Below are 16,331 nucleotides of genomic sequence, written 5' to 3'. Positions count from 1 at the left end.
TGTCGCTACTCCGGTCGTCGGTCAGCTCTTGCGCCCCCGCGCCGGCTTGTCGTCCGCATCGGCGCCCCTGGGCGGCGTGCCCATCATCCCGCCGCCGAACTGGCCGAGCAGCGACTGGATCAGGCTCAGCCCGCTCTCGCCCATCGGAACCCAGCTTTTGACCATCGCCTGCACCATGTCGGGGGTGATGCCCTTCGCCATCAACTCCTTGACGCGGGCCAGATAAATATCGTGCAGCGGTTCAAGATCGGGGAGTCCGACCAGCCGGCGCGCCTCTTCGGGGGTGCAATCGATCTCGATATTGAATTTCATCGCCCAATCTCCTGCCCCGGCGCGGGCCTTGACGCTTGAGCCGCTTGCCCCGCACCGCTAGCTTCGCGCTTTGACCGACAATTATCAAGAGCGAGGAGAGCCGCGATGTCCGCGAACGAAGCCCCGACCAACATCACCATCCCAGCGCTCGACGGCGAAGGCGACATCCCGGCCTATGTCGCGCGCCCCGACGCCGACAGCGCGCGCGCGATCATCGTCATCCCCGAAATCTTCGGCGTCAACGCGGGCATCCGCAAGAAATGCGACGACTGGGCCGCGCTCGGCTATCTCGCCATCGCGCCCGACATCTTCTGGCGCTTCGCTCCCGGCATCGAACTCGATCCCGATGTCGAGGCCGAGATGAACGAGGCGCTCGGCTATTTCGGCCAGTTCGATCCCGACAAGGGAGTCAAGGATATCGAAGCGGCGATCCGCTGGCTGCGCGCCGCGGGCGCCGACCGGATCGGCTGCGTCGGCTTCTGCCTCGGGGGGCGGCTCGCCTATATGGCCGCAGCGCGCACCGACATCGACGCCTCGGTCGGCTATTATGGCGTGATGATCGACACGATGCTCAACGAAAGCCACGCGAACTCGAACCCGCTGATGCTCCACGTCCCGACCGCCGACCATTTCGTCAGCGCCGAAGCCCAGGCAAAGATGCACGAAGCGCTGGGTCCGCATCCGAAGGTCACGCTCCACGACTATCAAGGGCTCGACCATGGCTTCGCGGCGACGAGCGGCGACCGCCGCGACGAAGCCGGGGCGCAGCTCGCCGACGGGCGCACGCGCGACTTTTTCGCAAAGCATCTCGCATGAGCGCCGGCTCCGCGGCCGACCGCGGTCTCGCCGCCTGGCACGCCTATATGGCGGGCGGCGGCGATCCGCAGGCCTTGCGCGACCTGCTCGCCGCGGATGCGGTTTTCCATTCGCCGGTGGTCCACACGCCGCAGGAGGGCCGCGACAGGGTCTTCGCCTATCTCCACGCCGCGAGCCACGTCCTCGGCGGCGAGAATTTCCGCTATCTGCGCGAGATCGTCGACGGCGATCAGGCCTGCCTCGAATTCGCGACCGAGCTCGAGGGCATCCAGATCAACGGTGTCGATATCATTTGCTGGAATGAAGACGGAAAGATCGTCGACTTCAAGGTGATGGTCCGGCCCCTGAAAGCGATCAACAAAGTCTGGGAGAAGATGGCGGCGATGCTCGCGGCGCAGGCGAGCTGATCCCGCGCGATGCGCCGCTGGCTCGTCTTTCCGGTGCTCGGCCTGCTCGCCGCGTTGGCCGCCTGGTGGGCGCCGGCGCGCTGGACGCTGCTGCTGTGGACCCCGCTCCTGCTGCTCGCGATCTACGACGCAGTGCAGCGGCGGCACACGCTGTGGCGCAATTATCCGCTGGTCGCGCGCATCCGCTGGCTGTTCGAGGCGCTGCGCCCCTTTCTCTATGCCTATATCGTCGAAAGCCCGCTCGACGGCCGCCCCTATGCCCGGAACGAGCGCGGGCTCGTCTATGCGCGTGCCAAGGGGCAGCTCGACGCGCATCCCTTCGGCACCGAACTCGACGTCTATTCGGACGAATATGAATGGATGAGCCACAGCATCGCGCCGGTCGAGGAACAGGATCGGACGCAGCGCGTGCGCGTCGGCACCGCGCAATGTTCGCGGCCCTATGACGCGGCGCTGCTCAACATTTCGGCGATGAGCTTCGGTTCGCTCGGCGCGCGGGCGATCGAGGCGCTCAACCTCGGCGCCAAGGCGGGCGGCTTCTATCACGACACCGGCGAAGGCGGATTCAGCCCCTATCACCGCGCGCACGGCGGCGACATCGTCTGGGAGCTCGGCAGCGGCTATTTCGGCTGCCGCGACGACGCCGGGCGTTTCGATCCCGAACGCTTTCGCGACACGGCGCAGGCGGATCAAGTGAAGATGGTCGAGATCAAGCTGAGCCAGGGCGCGAAACCGGGGCACGGCGGCGTGCTGCCGGGCGCCAAGGTCAGCGCCGAAATCGCCGCGACGCGCGGAATTCCGGAGGGCCAGGATTGCATCTCGCCCGCGGCGCACTCGGCCTTTTCGACTCCCATCGAAATGCTCCAATGGGCGGCGAAGCTGCGCGAGCTGTCGGGCGGCAAACCGGTCGGGATCAAGCTGTGCGTCGGCCAGCCGCACGAGGTCTATGCCGTCATGAAGGCGATGCTCGAAACGGGCATCCGCCTCGACTATATCGTCGTCGACGGCGCCGAAGGCGGCACGGGGGCGGCGCCGGTCGAATTTTCGAACCGCGTCGGTATGCCGCTGCGCGAAGGGCTGATCTTCGTGCGCAACGCGCTCGTCGGCTGCGGGTTCAAGGAAGAGATTCGCCTCGCCGCCTCGGGGAAGGTGCATTCGGGCGCGGGGCTCGCGGTCAATTGCGCGCTCGGCGCCGACTGGTCGAACGCGGCGCGCGCGTTCATGTTCAGCCTCGGCTGCGTCCAGTCGCTGCGCTGCCACACCGGCGCCTGCCCGACCGGCGTCGCGACGCAGGACCCCACCCGCCAACGCGGGCTCGTCGTCGAGGACAAGGCCGAGCGCGTCCGCCGCTTCCAGGCGGCAACCGTCTCGGCGCTGTGGGACATCGCCGGCGCGATGGGGCTGAAAACCCCGTGGGAGCTGCGCCCCCACCATCTGCACGAACGGCAGAATTCGGCGCGCTCGGACTCGATCGACCGCATCTACAGCTTCTTTCCGCGCGGCGTGCTGCTCGACGATCCCGATTCGGTCTCGAGCGCGCGCTATTGGGCGATGGCGCGCGCCGACAGCTTCCGCGCCGCGGTCGAAGGCACGCCGGGTTAGATCAGACTGAGTTCGACCAGCTCGCGATAGAGGTGCGGCGGCAGCTCGGCGAGGCCGCTTTGATCGTCGATACGCTTGGGCGCATCGGCGTCGTCCAGATAGCGCCAGCCCTGATGCGCGCGCTTCGGCTGCGGGTGGATGCGCTCGAGCGCCGCGCGGCACACGATGTCGACCCGCCCGTCGGCGCGATCGTCGAAGCGCAAGATTTCGACGCGCGCGACCAGCGTGTGCCGCACGATGAAATGGAGCTTGCCGCCGATCAGCTCATCGGCGCGTTTGGGGCGGAACCGCGTCGGAAAACGCACCTCGCCCCGCTCGGCGCGCGACGCGATGCGCGACGCGAGCGCCGGATAATCGGGGCAGCCAACGGCGGCGCGGGTCATATGAAGCTGGGGCATGGCTGTCAGATGGGGCGCGCGCCGCGAAAAGGAAGGCCGCCCGACGCCGGACGGCTTCATCGCTCAACCGAGCAGCGTCCCCAGCCCGACGCTCGGATCGACCCAGCCTTCGTGGATCATCTTCACCGCGACGTACAGGATCACGGCGAGCCCGATATAGGCGATCCAACGATAGCGCTCGATATATTTGGCGATGATGTTCGCCGCGACGCCCATCAGCGCGACCGCGAAGATCAGGCCGACGATCAATATGCCCGGATGCTCGCGCGCCGCGCCGGCCACCGCGAGCACATTGTCGAGGCTCATGCTGACGTCGGCGACCGCGACCGCCCAGGCGGCGCCGGCGAAACTTTTCGCCGGGCGCAGACCCGAATGCTCGTCGCCGGCGATTTCCGCCGAACCCGCCGATTCGCCGGCGTGGCGCAGCTCGCGCCACATCCGCCACGCGACCCAGATCAGCAGCAGCCCGCCGACGAAGATCAGCCCGACGATCTGCATCAGCTGGGTGACGACGAGCGCGAAGGCGATACGCAGCACGAGCGCCGCGAGCACGCCGATCAGGATCACCTTCTTGCGCTGGTCGGCGGGGAGCCCCGCGGCGAGCGCGCCGACGACGATCGCATTGTCGCCCGCGAGCACGATGTCGATCATCAGCACCTGCAGGAAGGCGGCGAGCGCCGCGGGTTCGGTGATGTTCGAGAAATCGGCGACAATATGCGACCAGATCTGGCCGATTCCGGCAGGCCCCTGCGCCGCCGCGGCAACCTGCGTCAACATATCCAACATCAAAGCTCGTCTCCAAAATAGCTGACTTCGGGCACCGGATCATAAAATGGGTGCAGCAGTGCCCGCCACTGGCGATAACGGTCCGATTGCCGAAATCCGATGCGATGGTCTTCGACCGACCGCCATCTTGCCAACAAAAGATAGGGCGCTCCGGTTCCGATCGGGCGGCGGATTTCGATCCCGAGGAATCCCGGCGACGCCGCGATCAGCGGCCGCGCTTCGGCGAAGGCGGCCTCGAAATCGGCTTCGCTTCCCGGCCGGACCGGCAGCAAGGCATGCTCGATCACGGCCATCGACGCGGCCTATTGGTTCATCGACTCGAAGAAATCCTCGTTGGTCTTCGAATCCTTGATCTTGTCGAGCAGGAATTCCATCGCGTCGATCGTGCCCATCTGCATGAGGATGCGGCGCAGCACCCACATTTTCGACAGCTTGTCCTTCTCGACGAGCAATTCTTCCTTGCGCGTCCCCGATTTTCCGACGTCGAGCGCGGGGAAGATGCGCTTGTCGGCGACCTTGCGGTCGAGCACGATTTCCGAGTTGCCCGTGCCCTTGAATTCCTCGAAGATCACCTCGTCCATGCGGCTGCCGGTATCGATCAGCGCGGTCGCGATGATCGACAGCGACCCGCCCTCCTCGATGTTGCGCGCGGCGCCGAAGAAACGCTTCGGCCGCTGCAGCGCATTGGCGTCGACGCCGCCGGTCAGCACCTTGCCCGACGACGGCACGACGGTGTTGTAGGCGCGGCCGAGACGCGTGATCGAGTCGAGCAGGATCACGACATCCTTCTTGTGCTCGACGAGGCGCTTCGCCTTTTCGATCACCATTTCGGCGACCTGGACGTGGCGCGTCGCGGGCTCATCGAAGGTCGAAGAGACGACCTCGCCGTTGACGCTGCGCTGCATGTCGGTGACCTCCTCGGGGCGCTCGTCGATCAACAGGACGATCAGATAGACCTCGGGATGATTGTCGGTGATCGCCTTGGCGATGTTCTGGAGCAGCACGGTCTTGCCGGTGCGCGGCGGCGCGACGATCAGCGCGCGCTGGCCCTTGCCCTGCGGGCTGACGAGGTCGATCACCCGCGCCGACTTGTCCTTCACCGTCGGGTCGAGCGCGTCGAGCGAGAGCTTCTGGTTCGGATAGAGCGGGGTAAGATTGTCGAAATTGACGCGGTGGCGGACGACTTCGGGATCGTCGAAATTGACCGCCGTAAGCTTGGTCAGCGCGAAATAGCGCTCGCCGTCCTTCGGCGCGCGAATCTCGCCCTCGACGGTGTCGCCGGTGCGCAGGCCATATTTGCGGACCTGGTTGGGCGAGACATAGATATCGTCGGGACCGGCAAGATAATTGGCCTCGGGGCTGCGCAGGAAGCCGAAGCTGTCGGGCAGCACCTCGATCGTCCCCGATCCGATGATTTCCTCGCCCTCTTCGGCGAGTTCCTTGAGGATCGAGAACATCAGATCCTGCTTGCGCAGCGTCGAAGCGCCTTCGACCCCCAGTTCCTCGGCCATTTCGACGAGTTGCGAGGGCGATTTGGTCTTGAGTTCTTTCAGATGCATGAATGGAGTCCGGATTACAGAAAATATTGGGAAAATTCGTTCGATTCAGGGCACCGGCCGGTGCCTGTCCGGCCGGGGGACGGCCGCTTCGACATCTTCGGCGCAAGGGAGTGCGCCGCCCGCGCGATGCGGGGTTGATCGGCCCCTATAACCGGCGCACAGCCAAGTCAATCGGGGCTGCGACGGAGCGGGCTCGCGCTCAGGGCCGGACGACGACGAGGATCACGATGATCGCGGCGGCGATCCCCGGTATCTCGTTGAGCAGCCGCAGCTGCTTTTCGCTGAGGCGCCGCTCGCCCTTCGCGAGCTTCTTCGCATAACCGACCACCCAGCCGTGATAAGCCGAGAGCAGCAACACGAAGAAGATCTTGGCGTGGAGCCAGCCTTCGCGCCAATAATCGCCGTTGAAGGCGAGCATCAGCCCGAGCACCCAGACGAGGATGATCGACGGATTGAGGATGATCCGGCGCAGCCGATCCTCACGCTCGATCCACTTCTTGTCTTCTTCCGACCCGACCGGGCATTGGTGATGATAGACGAAGAAGCGCGGCATCATGAACAGGCCGGCGATGAAGAAAATGACGAAAATGATATGCGCCGCTTTTACCCACAGCATCGTCGCCCCCAAAAAGCCGGTCCAGTCCATTTCGTCTGCCTGTCTGCTGCCTATCCGCCGCGGACGCGCCGGACCAGATGTTCGACATGGGCTACGGCCGTATCGGGCACGATGCCATGGCCGAGGTTGAAGATATGGGGCCGCGACGCGAAAGCTGCAAGGATGCGATCGGTCGCGGCATCGAGCGCCTCGCCGCCGGCGACGAGCGCGAGCGGGTCGAGATTGCCCTGCACCGGCAGATTTTCGGGGAGCGCCGCGTCGGCCCAGGCGGGATCGACCGTCTCGTCGAGCCCGATGGCATCGACGCCGGTTTCGCGCGCATAGGCGGCGAGTTTGCCCCCCGCCCCCTTCGGAAAGCCGATGACCGGCGTGCCGGGATGCAGCGCCTTCAGCCGCCGCACGATTTCGGCATTGGGTGCGATCACCCAGCGCTCGAACTGCGCGGGGCTCAGGCTGCCGGCCCAGCTGTCGAACAGCTGCACCGCCTCGACGCCATTTTCGATCTGGCACGACAGATAGGTTATCGTGACATCGGTAATCGCGTCGACGATCGCCGCAAAGGCCACGGGATCGCCGAATGCCATGCGCCGCGCCGCCGCCTGATCCTTCGACCCCTGTCCCGCGACCATATAGGTCGCGACGGTCCACGGGCTGCCGGCGAAACCGAGGAAGGTCGTTGCCTCGGGCAGCGCGGCAGCAACGCGCGCGACGGTCGCATAGACCGGTTCGAGCCGCTCGGGCGCCGCCTCGAGCGCCGCCAGGCTGCTATCGACGAGCGGCGGGGCAAGGCGCGGCCCCTCTCCCGCCTCGAACCACAGTTCCTGCCCCAATGCGTGCGGCACGACGAGGATGTCCGAAAAAAGAATCGCGCCGTCGAAACCGAAGCGCCGGATCGGCTGTAAGGTCACTTCGGCGGCTGCTTCGGGATCGTAGCACAGCTCGAGGAACCCGCCTCTGGTCTCACGAAGCGCGCGATATTCGGGCAGATAGCGCCCCGCCTGCCGCATCAGCCACAGTGCGGGCCGTTCCTGCCGCACCCCGCGCAACGTAGCCAGCAGCTGTTTCGGTGACCCGGTCACGCGGCCCTTCTTTCTTCCATCATTATATATTAGAATGATTGTGGTGGTTTGTTGGCGGTCGAATAAGCGGGCTTTAGGGCGCGGCACCGATTTTGCCAACAGCTTGACTCCTTTGCGGCCGATCCACCGCGGGGAGTCGCATTTCTTCTTCGCCTTCTTCACAGCCTGTGGATAAGTTTCGCGCGCTGTGGACAATCTATGGGGTGGAATCGACAGCGCCGGGGATGAAACCATCCTCCCCCTTTGCTCCCCGGCTTGTGCCGGATTTTATCCACAGGTGCCGATTTCGCTTCGTCGCTTGCCTTTTTCGGATCGGCGACGCCATGGTGCGGCGATGAGCCGCCTGCACCTGCACCTTATATCCGATTCCACGGGCGAAACGCTCGAAAATATCGCCAAGGCGGCGATCGCCCAGTTCGACGATGTCGAGGTGGTGCGCCACTTCTGGCCGATGGTGCGTTCGGAATCGCATCTCGATCGGATCATGGCCGAAGTGCAGGCGAGCCCGGGCATGATCCTCTTCACCCTCGTCAGCGGCGATCTGCGCGTCAGTCTCGAACGGCGCGCGGGCGCCTTGAACCTGCCCACCGTCGCGGCGCTCGATGCGGTCACCGATGCGCTGTCGCGGATGCTCGGGCAGGAGGCGAAGGCGCGCCCGGGGCGCCAGCATGCGCTCGACGCCGCCTATTTCGCGCGCGTCGATGCGATCCAGTTCACCGTTGCACACGACGACGGCATCGGCTGGGACAATTGGGAGCAGGCCGACATCGTCCTTGCGGGCGTGTCGCGCACCTCGAAAACGCCGACGAGCATCTATCTCGCCAATCGCGGTTACAAGACCGCGAATATCCCGATCGTCCCCGAATCGCCGCCCCCCGACGCGCTCTACAATCTGAAACATCCGCTCGTCGTCGGGCTGACCACGAGCATCGACCGGCTCGTGCAAGTTCGCCGCAACCGGCTGCTGTCGCTCAATCAGGCGCCCGAGACCGCCTATGTCGACGAGGACCGGGTGAAGAGCGAACTTGCCTTCGCGCGCCGCATCTTCGCCGACAATAGCTGGCCGGTGATCGACGTGACGCGCCGCTCGATCGAGGAAACCGCCGCGGCGGTGATCAAGCTCGTCGAAGATCGCGACGCGGCATGACCCGGCTCGTCCTCGCTTCGCAGAGCAGCGGGCGCGCGGCGATGCTGCGTGCCGCCGGCCTCGATTTCGAAAGCACCGCGGCGCATGTGGACGAGGAGGCGCTGACCGCTGCGCTGCGCGCCGAGGGACAGACGGCGCGTAACATCGCCGACGCGCTCGCGGAGGCCAAGGCGGTGAAGATTTCGTCGCGGCTTCCCGGCGTCACCGTGCTCGGCGCCGATTCGACGCTCGCGCTCGATGACGGAACGATGCTCGCCAAGCCCGAAAGCCCGGACGAAGCCGCCGACCATCTGCGCCGCATGGCCGGCACGCGCCACCGGCTGTTCAGCGCCGTGGTCGCCGCACAGGATGGCAAGCCCGTCTGGCGCGCGATCGGCGAGGCGAAGCTGTGGATGCGCCCCTTGTCGGACGGCTTCGTCGCCGACTATGTCGCGCGCCACTGGGACAGCATCCGCTGGACCGTCGGCTGTTACGAGATAGAGGGGGCGGGCGTGCAACTGTTCGATCGGGTCGAAGGCGATCCCTGGACCATCGTCGGCATGCCGATGCTGCCGCTCCTCGCGTGGCTGCGCGCCACGGGGCTGGCGCGGTCATGAGCGGGATTCCCTATGCGGAGGTGATCGGCGATCCGATCGCCCAGTCGAAATCGCCGCTGATTCACGATTTCTGGCTCGAAGCGCTCGGTCTGACGGGCCGCTACGAGCGTCATCACGTCAGACCCGGCGATCTGGCGGCCTATATCGACGCGCGCCGCGGCGATTCCGACTGGCGCGGCTGCAATGTCACCATGCCGCACAAGGCCGCGGTGATGGATCTTGTCGAAGATCCGGGCGACGTGCGCGGCACGATCGGCGCGATGAACACGGTAGTGCGCCAGCCCGACGGGAGGCTGATCGGCACCAACACCGACGCGGCGGGCTTTTTTGCGCCGCTCGCCGAACTCGATCTCGAGGGTGCGCCCGTCGTCGTGGTCGGCGCAGGGGGCGCGGCGCGGGCGGTGCTATTCGCGCTCGCGCGGGCGAAGGTCGGGTCGGTCACGATCCTCAACCGCTCGCCGTTGAAGGCGATGGGCCTGCTCGCTGCCTTCGGGCTCAAGGGCGAGGCGTTGGCGCTCGACGCGCCGCTGCCGCCCGCCGCGCTGCTCGTCAATGCGAGCAGCCTCGGCATGAGCAGCCAGCCGCCGCTCGATCTCGACCTCGCGCCGCTACCCGGCGATGCGATCGTCTATGACCTCGTTTATTCGCCGCTTCAGACCGGCCTCCTCGCCGCCGCCGAGGCGCGCGGGCTGGAGACCGTCGACGGGCTCGACATGCTGATCGGCCAGGCGGCGCTCGCCTTCGAGCTGTTCTTCGGCGCGCCGCCGCCCGAAGGCCGCGACGACGAGCTTCGCGCGCTGCTCACCGCATGACGCATTACAAGCGCCCTGCCTCGCGGCTTCGCCGCCCCTTCATCCTCGGCCTGACGGGGTCGATCGGCATGGGCAAGTCGGCCGCGGCGCAGATGTTCGAGCGCGAGGGCGTTCCGGTGTTCGACGCCGACGCCGAGGTCCACCGGCTGCAGGGCCCCGGGGGGGCGCTCGTGGGTCCGATCGAGCGGCGCTTTCCCGGTACGACGGGACCCAGGGGCGTCGATCGCCAGAAACTCGGCGCGCGCGTGCTCGGCGACAAATATGAACTCGCGGCGCTCGAGCGGATCGTTCATCCGGCGGTCGCCCGCGCGCAGAAGCGCTTTCTGGCGCGGCACCGCGCGCGGGCGCTCGTCGTGCTCGACATTCCGCTCCTGTTCGAAAAAGGCGGCTGGCACCGCGTCGGGGCGATCGCCGTCGTCTCCGCGCCGCTGTGGATCCAGCGCAAGCGGGTGCTGCGCCGGCCGGGGATGACGCACGCCAGGCTCAAGACGATCCGCGCGCTTCAGCTGCCCGATCGGGTGAAGCGCGCGCGCGCCGATTTCGTCATCGAAACCGGCCGCCCGAAAAGCGAGACGCATCGCCAGATTCGTGCCATCGCCTCTTGTTTCCGCGCCCGATAAGGTCCAGATTAATCCCTCGATGCGAGAGATAATTTTCGATACCGAAACCACGGGCCTTGATCCCCGCGCCGGGGACCGCCTCGTTGAAATCGGATGCATCGAGCTGGTCGATCGCCGTGAGACCGGCCGCAATTTCCACGCCTATTTCAACCCCGAGCGCGACATGCCGATGGAGGCCGAGGCGGTCCACGGGCTGTCGATCCAGTTCCTTTCCGACAAGCCGCTGTTCGCCAGCCGCGTCGACGAACTGCTAGAATTTCTGGGCGATGCGCCGATGGTCGCGCACAACGCCGCTTTCGACTTCGGCTTCGTCAACGCCGAACTCGTGCGCGCCGGGCGGCCCGCGCTCGACATGAGCCGCATGTGCTGCACCGTCCAGATGGCGCGCAAGCTGCATCCGGGCGCCAAACACAGCCTCGACGCGCTCTGCACCCGATATGGCATCGACCGCAGCCACCGGGTCAAGCACGGCGCGCTGCTCGACGCCGAATTGCTTGCGCATCTCTATATCGAGATGACGGGCGGGCGGCAGATCGGGCTCGGCCTCGGCGCCGAAGCGGCGCCCGCGTCGAGGCCCGTCGCCGCGTCGACGGCCGGCGTCGTTTCGTCCCGTCCCTATCGCGAACCGCGCCCGCACGCCGCAACCGCGGCCGAGCTTGCGCGTCATACCGAATTCGTGGCCACGCTGAACCAGCCTTTGTGGCACGATAGTCCGTGACGGTCGGCAGCCGCCGCCGTCGCTGAGGCCTTGAAGGAGAAGACAAATGGAAATCCGCGTCTCTGGGCACCAGATCGAAACCGGCGAAGCGCTGCAGGCGCATGTGTCGGACCGGATGAACGCGATTGCCGACAAATATTTCTCTCGCGCGATCGGGGCGCACGCCACCTTCGGCAAAGGGCCGCACGACAGTTTTCAGTGCGATATCGTCGCGCATGTGATGCAGGGACTCGTGCTCAAGGGGCACGGCCAGGCGCAGGACGCCCATGTCGCCTTCGAAGGCGCCGCCGAGCGCATCGAAAAGCAGCTCCGGCGCTATATGCGACGATTGAAGGATCGCAGCAGCCCCGGACAACCGTCGCCGACGATCGACGAAATCCAGGACAATGCGAGCTATATCGTCTTTGACGGCGGAAATGAGGACGACGATGCGGGCGACGCGCCGGCGGTGATCGCCGAAACGCGCGTCGATATTCCGACCAGCAGCGTGTCCGACGCGGTGATGATGCTCGACCTGCGCGACACCAATGCGCTGCTCTTCGTGAACAGCAAGACGGGCTCGCACAATATGGTCTATCGCCGCCGCGACGGAACGATCGGCTGGGTCGAGCCGCAATAGGGGCTGGATTTTTTTCGCCATCCGGCCTAAGGGCCGCGCCCAACGATGCCCGAACCGGCGGTGGCGAAACCTGCCACATTGATTCCAGACCGTTCGCCCAGAGCCCGCACCGGGAGGCGGGCGCCGCTGCTTTGACAGAATTTGACCTGATCGATGAACCTATCTTCCCTCCTCTATCCCGCGACGGTGCGCGCGCATGTGCCGATCGATTCGAAAAAGGCGCTTTTCCCGTTCATCGGGGACCTCGCGGCGCGCTCGCTTGGTCTCGACTCGGGCGAGGTTGCCGAGGCACTGCTCGAACGCGAGCGGCTCGGTTCGACGGGTTTCGGGCGCGGCATCGCGCTGCCGCATGCAAAGCTGCCCGATCTCGGCGGCGTGCGCGGCCTTTTCCTTCAGCTCGCGCGGCCGATCGAGTTTCAGGCGGTCGACGGCCTTCCGGTCGACCTCCTTTTCGTGCTCCTGTCGCCGCTCGACGCGGGGGCCGACCATCTGAAGGCGCTCGCCGGCGTGTCGCGGATGCTCCGCAACGAGAGCGTCGCCGACCGGCTGCGCGGCGCGAAGAACGACGAAGCGCTCTATGCGTTGCTCGTCGACAGCGAAGCGCGTGACGCGGCCTGACGCCGCGCACCGCCGCTCCTTGCCATGGCGCGGCTGACCAGCCGCTTTCTCGTCGATCTGTTGATTCGCCGCACCGAGGCGGCGGGCGGCTTTGCGACCGTCATCGCGGCGGGCGATGACCAGGCGGGCACGATCCTTGTCCAATGCCGCGATCGTGCCAGCATGGGACAGCTGCTCGAACGACGTTTCGCCCCCGGCGGGCGCTACGTCTGGGAGGCCGTCGATCCCGAAAATGACAGCGATTCGGAGGCGCGCGCAGCCTATGTCGAGCGGCGGCGCCGGACCGATCCCGACCTCTGGATCATAGAGGTGGACATCGCGAACGCGCCACAACTCGTCGCCGAGTGGGCATTATTGGCTTGACATTGGTGCGGCGCACAATAAGTGGCCCCGCAGTTTGCAACGCGCAGGTCGTTCCGCGGCGTCCCTTCGATGACGGGATTTTCCGACAAACGGAACGGACACGCAGTCGGATGATGACCGCAGGCGGCACAGGGCCATAACCCCCCCGCCTGTCTTTGAGGTTCCGGTTCATCAGCCGCCCTTTCGACGGACATTATGAGTCGCATATTGAACGCTGCCAGTGCGGCTGCCGTGGCCTTGACCGTGGCTCCCATGCTGTTTCTGGCCGAACCCGGCTTCGCCACCGGACTTGGCGCCGACGCCAATATTCCCGCGATCACCCTGCCGAGCGCCGAGGCGCCGGTGGTGACGGAAACCGCGGACCCGTCGACCGATGTCGCTCCGGTCGATCCCGATACCCCTCTTGCCGGCCAACCCGAAGCGCCGGTCGCGCCCGCCGAGCCGGCGTTCGTTCCGGCCGCGACGCTCGCCGCGCTCGTCGATGCGACCCCCCGCCCCGCCGAGGTCGATCCCGAACTGCGCTGCCTTGCTGGTGCGGTCTATTTCGAATCGCGCGGCGAATCGCTCGCCGGCCAGCTTGCGGTCGCGCACGTCATCATCAACCGCGCCCAATCGGGCCGCTTCCCCGACAGCTATTGCGGCGTGGTGCATCAGCGCCGCCAGTTCAGCTTCCTGCGCGGCGGCAAGATGCCGCGCATCCGCGAATCGAGCGCGCAATGGACGCGCGCTCTCGCGATCGCACAGATCGCCCGCGACGGCAGCTGGAAGAACAAGGCGCCGGGCGCGCTTTTCTTCCATGCACGCTATGTGCGCCCGGCGTGGCGCAAGACGCGCGTCGCGCAGATCGACAATCATATCTTCTATCGCTGATCCGCAACAACGGCTTTCGGGCCGTTCATTGCCAAGCCAGCTTCGAGGGCGCATCATGTCCGCATGATGCGTCATCTTCCTGCCGTTCTGCTCGGCACCGCCGCGCTTGCGCTTGCCGCCTGCGCCACCCCCGTCCCGCCGGTCGAGGTCACGCGCTTCCACAGCGAAGCGGTCGCGGGCTGGGCGCCCGGCACGCGCTACGTCATCGACGAGGTTCCGCTCGCCGATACGACGGGCATGACCAGCGGCATCCAGCCCTCGCTCGAATGGGACAGCTATCGCACCGCGGTCGAACGCCAGCTCCGGCTTCAGGGCCTCGTCCCGGCGGAGGGCGCGGCGACGAGCACCGCGCCGCTCAAGGTGCGCATAGGGTTCGAACGCGCCGATCGCGGCGTGGCGGCGAAGCGTTCGCCGGTGTCGGTCGGCGTTGGCGGCTCGACCGGCAGCTATGGGTCGGGGCTCGGCGTGGGTGTCGGGATCAATCTCGGCGGCGGACCGCGCGAGATGGACAATCTGCGCCTCAGCGTTCGCATCGACGATGCCGCGACCGGCCAAGCGCTGTGGGAAGGCCGCGCGCTCGCCGCGATTCCGGCAAAGGCACCCGCGGCGCAACCCTCGCTCGCGGCGGCGAAATTGTCCGAAGCCTTATTCAAGGACTTTCCCGGCGAATCGGGACGCACTATCACCGTCCCATGACCATCAGCATCAACGCCGCCTTCGACAGCGGCAACATCGTCGTGGAGTCGCTCGAAGGCACCTCTGCCCGTCTTTCGATCCGCAAGGACCGCGAATCGGACTTCTATCAATGGTTTCATTTCCGCGTCGCCTGCGCTGTGGGCGACGCGCTCGAGCTTGCGATCGAGGGGCTGGCGAATTCGGCCTATCCCGACGGCTGGCCCGGCTATGCCGCCTGCGCGAGCTATGACCGCGAAGATTGGTTCCGGCTCGACACCAGCTATGAAGCCGGCACGCTGGCGATCCGTCACACCGCCGAAGCGCCGATCCTGTGGATCGCCTATTTTGCGCCCTATTCGATGGAGCGGCACCACGACCTGATCGCGTCGGTCGCCGGGTGCGAGGGCGTGACCTATCGCTGTCTCGGCACCAGCCTCGAAGGCCAGCCGATCGACTGCCTCGAAATGGGCACCGGCGACACGCAGGTCTGGCTCTATGCGCGCCAGCATCCGGGTGAGAGCATGGCCGAATGGTGGATGGAAGGGGCGCTCGAAAAGCTCACCGACCCCGCCGATCCGCATGCACGCGCGCTGCGGGCGAAGTGCCGCTTCCACATCGTCCCCAACATGAATCCCGACGGCTCGCGCCGCGGCCATCTGCGCACCAACTATGCGGGCGTGAACCTCAACCGCGAATGGCACGAACCGACCCCCGATCGGAGCCCCGAAGTGCTCTGCGTGCGTAATGCCATGGACGAAAGCGGCGTCGACTGGGCGATGGACGTCCACGGCGACGAAGCGATTCCGGCGGTCTTCCTTGCCGGCTTCGAGGGCATTCCGTCGCTCAAGGACGAGCAGATGGCAGCGTTCCTCGCCTTCCAGAATGCGCTCGCCGCGAACACGCCCGATTTCCAGACCGAGCTCGGCTATGAATCCTCGCCGCCCGGCAAGGCGAACCTCTCGATGTCGACGACGCAGCTCGCCGAGCGCTTCGGTGCGGTGTCGATGACGATCGAAATGCCGTTCAAGGATAATCGCGACCTGCCCGACCCGGCACAGGGCTGGTCGCCCGAACGCTGCAAGCTGCTCGCCCATGCGTGCCTCGCGACGCTGGATCAGATGCTGTGAGTCCGAAGGCGGATGGGGCCTGGCGGATCGTCGAGGACGATCTGTCGGGCACGCCGATCCGCGCGCTGCTCGAAGCGCATTTTGCTGGGATGCTGGCGAATTCGCCGGCAGAGAGCTGTCATTTCCTCGATTTCGAGGGGCTCAAGGGGCCGGGCGTCACCTTCTGGTCGATCCATCGCGGCGATGATCTCGCGGGCTGCGGGGCGCTCAAGATGCTCGATGCGCGGCACGGCGAGATCAAGTCGATGCGCACCGCCGATGCCTTTCTGCGCCAGGGCGTCGCGGCGCGGATGCTCGATCACATCATGGCCGAGGCCAGGACGCGCGGCGCCGGGAGGCTCAGCCTCGAAACCGGATCGGGCGCGGCGTTCGAACCCGCACACGCGCTCTATCGCCGCTATGGGTTCGAGGAATGCGACCCGTTCGGCGACTATAAGCCCGATCCGTTCAGCCGCTTCATGACGCGGACGCTGTGAAGGAGAATTCTCGCACGAAGACACAAAGCCACGAAGATTCGCCCAAAATCCGCCAAAATCCGTTTGGGCTGAGCTTGTCGAAGCACCGTCCTTCTTTTGCGGCGTCAAAGAAAAC

General features: G+C 66.1%; 22 protein-coding genes. 15 read left to right on the top strand and 7 right to left on the bottom strand.

The features are described 5' to 3' along the window. Window positions 1-21: 21 nt before the first annotated feature. On the bottom strand, window positions 22-312 hold the full coding sequence (locus CHB69_RS11135) for a DUF6489 family protein (protein ID WP_089216074.1): 291 nt from the start codon (window positions 310-312) through the stop codon (window positions 22-24). A 105-nt stretch (window positions 313-417) separates the two neighbouring features. Here CHB69_RS11135 and CHB69_RS11130 point away from each other — a divergent pair, with 105 nt between their 5' ends. The 3 genes from CHB69_RS11130 to CHB69_RS11120 are packed head-to-tail and all read left to right on the top strand — an operon-like array spanning window position 418 to window position 3,137. Next, entirely contained in the window at window positions 418-1,128 is a 711-nt protein-coding gene (locus CHB69_RS11130; RefSeq protein WP_089216073.1) for a dienelactone hydrolase family protein, read from the top strand. Continuing rightward, window positions 1,125-1,535, top strand: coding sequence for a nuclear transport factor 2 family protein (locus CHB69_RS11125; RefSeq protein ID WP_089216072.1), 411 nt, complete (start codon window positions 1,125-1,127; stop codon window positions 1,533-1,535). The genes CHB69_RS11130 and CHB69_RS11125 overlap by 4 nt, the downstream gene beginning before the upstream one ends. A gap of 9 nt (window positions 1,536-1,544) precedes the next feature. Beyond that, complete coding sequence (locus CHB69_RS11120) at window positions 1,545-3,137, top strand: FMN-binding glutamate synthase family protein (protein ID WP_089216071.1); 1,593 nt, start codon at window positions 1,545-1,547, stop codon at window positions 3,135-3,137. On the opposite strand, the gene CHB69_RS11115 is transcribed toward CHB69_RS11120, so the two are convergent. The 6 genes from CHB69_RS11115 to hemE form a co-directional block, all read right to left on the bottom strand. Then, complete coding sequence (locus CHB69_RS11115) at window positions 3,134-3,535, bottom strand: DUF1489 family protein (RefSeq protein ID WP_089216070.1); 402 nt, start codon at window positions 3,533-3,535, stop codon at window positions 3,134-3,136. The genes CHB69_RS11120 and CHB69_RS11115 overlap by 4 nt on opposite strands. Window positions 3,536-3,598: 63 nt before the next feature. Then, the gene (locus CHB69_RS11110) at window positions 3,599-4,321 is read right to left on the bottom strand and encodes a TerC family protein (RefSeq protein ID WP_089216069.1); all 723 of its coding nucleotides are present in this window, start codon (window positions 4,319-4,321) and stop codon (window positions 3,599-3,601) included. Beyond that, window positions 4,321-4,614: an antibiotic biosynthesis monooxygenase family protein gene (locus CHB69_RS11105; protein WP_089216068.1), complete on the bottom strand. Its 294-nt coding sequence runs from the start codon at window positions 4,612-4,614 to the stop codon at window positions 4,321-4,323. Before CHB69_RS11105 ends, CHB69_RS11110 begins: the two co-directional genes overlap by 1 nt. Before the next feature lie 9 nt (window positions 4,615-4,623). After that, window positions 4,624-5,880, bottom strand: coding sequence for a transcription termination factor Rho (gene rho / locus CHB69_RS11100; RefSeq protein WP_089216067.1), 1,257 nt, complete (start codon window positions 5,878-5,880; stop codon window positions 4,624-4,626). Between the two features lie 199 nt (window positions 5,881-6,079). Beyond that, complete coding sequence (locus CHB69_RS11095; protein ID WP_089216066.1) at window positions 6,080-6,526, bottom strand: CopD family protein; 447 nt, start codon at window positions 6,524-6,526, stop codon at window positions 6,080-6,082. Between the two features lie 20 nt (window positions 6,527-6,546). Beyond that, window positions 6,547-7,575, bottom strand: a complete 1,029-nt coding sequence (hemE, locus tag CHB69_RS11090) for a uroporphyrinogen decarboxylase (protein WP_089216065.1) — start codon at window positions 7,573-7,575, stop codon at window positions 6,547-6,549. A 334-nt stretch (window positions 7,576-7,909) separates the two neighbouring features. Between hemE and CHB69_RS11085 the strand changes: the two genes are divergently transcribed. The 12 genes from CHB69_RS11085 to CHB69_RS11030 all read left to right on the top strand — a co-directional run bounded on the left by CHB69_RS11085 (window position 7,910) and on the right by CHB69_RS11030 (window position 16,216). Next, a complete protein-coding gene (locus CHB69_RS11085) occupies window positions 7,910-8,722 on the top strand; it encodes a pyruvate, water dikinase regulatory protein (protein ID WP_089216064.1) in 813 nt (270 codons plus the stop codon). Beyond that, window positions 8,719-9,318 (top strand): Maf family protein, encoded by a 600-nt coding sequence (locus tag CHB69_RS11080; RefSeq protein ID WP_089216063.1) that lies wholly within the window; start codon window positions 8,719-8,721, stop codon window positions 9,316-9,318. Before CHB69_RS11085 ends, CHB69_RS11080 begins: the two co-directional genes overlap by 4 nt. Continuing rightward, complete coding sequence (locus CHB69_RS11075; RefSeq protein ID WP_170935523.1) at window positions 9,315-10,130, top strand: shikimate dehydrogenase family protein; 816 nt, start codon at window positions 9,315-9,317, stop codon at window positions 10,128-10,130. Before CHB69_RS11080 ends, CHB69_RS11075 begins: the two co-directional genes overlap by 4 nt. After that, window positions 10,127-10,750, top strand: coding sequence for a dephospho-CoA kinase (gene coaE / locus CHB69_RS11070; RefSeq protein WP_089216062.1), 624 nt, complete (start codon window positions 10,127-10,129; stop codon window positions 10,748-10,750). Before CHB69_RS11075 ends, coaE begins: the two co-directional genes overlap by 4 nt. A 19-nt stretch (window positions 10,751-10,769) precedes the next feature. Next, entirely contained in the window at window positions 10,770-11,468 is a 699-nt protein-coding gene (gene dnaQ / locus CHB69_RS11065) for a DNA polymerase III subunit epsilon (protein WP_089216061.1), read from the top strand. A gap of 46 nt (window positions 11,469-11,514) precedes the next feature. Then, the gene (hpf, locus tag CHB69_RS11060; RefSeq protein WP_089216060.1) at window positions 11,515-12,087 is read left to right on the top strand and encodes a ribosome hibernation-promoting factor, HPF/YfiA family; all 573 of its coding nucleotides are present in this window, start codon (window positions 11,515-11,517) and stop codon (window positions 12,085-12,087) included. Window positions 12,088-12,240: 153 nt separating this feature from the next. Beyond that, the gene (locus CHB69_RS11055; RefSeq protein ID WP_089216059.1) at window positions 12,241-12,705 is read left to right on the top strand and encodes a PTS sugar transporter subunit IIA; all 465 of its coding nucleotides are present in this window, start codon (window positions 12,241-12,243) and stop codon (window positions 12,703-12,705) included. Between the two features lie 24 nt (window positions 12,706-12,729). Beyond that, entirely contained in the window at window positions 12,730-13,068 is a 339-nt protein-coding gene (locus CHB69_RS11050; protein ID WP_089216058.1) for a DUF1491 family protein, read from the top strand. 195 nt (window positions 13,069-13,263) lie between these two features. After that, on the top strand, window positions 13,264-13,938 hold the full coding sequence (locus tag CHB69_RS11045) for a cell wall hydrolase (RefSeq protein WP_089216057.1): 675 nt from the start codon (window positions 13,264-13,266) through the stop codon (window positions 13,936-13,938). Between the two features lie 63 nt (window positions 13,939-14,001). Beyond that, window positions 14,002-14,634 carry a DUF4136 domain-containing protein gene (locus CHB69_RS11040; protein ID WP_089216056.1) on the top strand — a complete coding sequence of 211 codons (633 nt, stop codon included), beginning with the start codon at window positions 14,002-14,004 and terminating at the stop codon, window positions 14,632-14,634. Then, window positions 14,631-15,740: a M14 family metallopeptidase gene (locus CHB69_RS11035; RefSeq protein ID WP_089216055.1), complete on the top strand. Its 1,110-nt coding sequence runs from the start codon at window positions 14,631-14,633 to the stop codon at window positions 15,738-15,740. The genes CHB69_RS11040 and CHB69_RS11035 overlap by 4 nt, the downstream gene beginning before the upstream one ends. Beyond that, window positions 15,737-16,216, top strand: a complete 480-nt coding sequence (locus CHB69_RS11030) for a GNAT family N-acetyltransferase (RefSeq protein ID WP_212541919.1) — start codon at window positions 15,737-15,739, stop codon at window positions 16,214-16,216. Before CHB69_RS11035 ends, CHB69_RS11030 begins: the two co-directional genes overlap by 4 nt. Window positions 16,217-16,331 lie beyond the last annotated feature (115 nt).

This window comes from Sphingopyxis indica, from assembly GCF_900188185.1.
Taxonomy (GTDB): domain Bacteria; phylum Pseudomonadota; class Alphaproteobacteria; order Sphingomonadales; family Sphingomonadaceae; genus Sphingopyxis; species Sphingopyxis indica.
Note: the sequence above shows the minus strand (reverse complement) of the source record. Positions and strands in the feature narration are given on the sequence as shown.

Bases quoted from the DNA above. Each gene is read 5' to 3' on its own strand.
- CHB69_RS11130 (WP_089216073.1), top strand. From the start codon at position 418: ATGTCCGCGAACGAAGCCCCGACCAACATCACCATCCCAGCGCTCGAC.
- CHB69_RS11075 (WP_170935523.1), top strand. From the start codon at position 9,315: ATGAGCGGGATTCCCTATGCGGAGGTGATCGGCGATCCGATCGCCCAG.
- CHB69_RS11120 (WP_089216071.1), top strand. From the start codon at position 1,545: ATGCGCCGCTGGCTCGTCTTTCCGGTGCTCGGCCTGCTCGCCGCGTTG.
- coaE (WP_089216062.1), top strand. From the start codon at position 10,127: ATGACGCATTACAAGCGCCCTGCCTCGCGGCTTCGCCGCCCCTTCATC.
- CHB69_RS11045 (WP_089216057.1), top strand. From the start codon at position 13,264: ATGAGTCGCATATTGAACGCTGCCAGTGCGGCTGCCGTGGCCTTGACC.
- CHB69_RS11055 (WP_089216059.1), top strand. From the start codon at position 12,241: ATGAACCTATCTTCCCTCCTCTATCCCGCGACGGTGCGCGCGCATGTG.
- CHB69_RS11040 (WP_089216056.1), top strand. From the start codon at position 14,002: ATGATGCGTCATCTTCCTGCCGTTCTGCTCGGCACCGCCGCGCTTGCG.
- CHB69_RS11135 (WP_089216074.1), bottom strand. From the start codon at position 312: ATGAAATTCAATATCGAGATCGATTGCACCCCCGAAGAGGCGCGCCGG.
- CHB69_RS11105 (WP_089216068.1), bottom strand. From the start codon at position 4,614: ATGGCCGTGATCGAGCATGCCTTGCTGCCGGTCCGGCCGGGAAGCGAA.
- CHB69_RS11080 (WP_089216063.1), top strand. From the start codon at position 8,719: ATGACCCGGCTCGTCCTCGCTTCGCAGAGCAGCGGGCGCGCGGCGATG.
- CHB69_RS11035 (WP_089216055.1), top strand. From the start codon at position 14,631: ATGACCATCAGCATCAACGCCGCCTTCGACAGCGGCAACATCGTCGTG.
- CHB69_RS11110 (WP_089216069.1), bottom strand. From the start codon at position 4,321: ATGTTGGATATGTTGACGCAGGTTGCCGCGGCGGCGCAGGGGCCTGCC.
- rho (WP_089216067.1), bottom strand. From the start codon at position 5,880: ATGCATCTGAAAGAACTCAAGACCAAATCGCCCTCGCAACTCGTCGAA.
- CHB69_RS11085 (WP_089216064.1), top strand. From the start codon at position 7,910: ATGAGCCGCCTGCACCTGCACCTTATATCCGATTCCACGGGCGAAACG.
- CHB69_RS11115 (WP_089216070.1), bottom strand. From the start codon at position 3,535: ATGCCCCAGCTTCATATGACCCGCGCCGCCGTTGGCTGCCCCGATTAT.
- CHB69_RS11095 (WP_089216066.1), bottom strand. From the start codon at position 6,526: ATGGACTGGACCGGCTTTTTGGGGGCGACGATGCTGTGGGTAAAAGCG.
- CHB69_RS11050 (WP_089216058.1), top strand. From the start codon at position 12,730: ATGGCGCGGCTGACCAGCCGCTTTCTCGTCGATCTGTTGATTCGCCGC.
- hpf (WP_089216060.1), top strand. From the start codon at position 11,515: ATGGAAATCCGCGTCTCTGGGCACCAGATCGAAACCGGCGAAGCGCTG.
- dnaQ (WP_089216061.1), top strand. From the start codon at position 10,770: ATGCGAGAGATAATTTTCGATACCGAAACCACGGGCCTTGATCCCCGC.
- CHB69_RS11125 (WP_089216072.1), top strand. From the start codon at position 1,125: ATGAGCGCCGGCTCCGCGGCCGACCGCGGTCTCGCCGCCTGGCACGCC.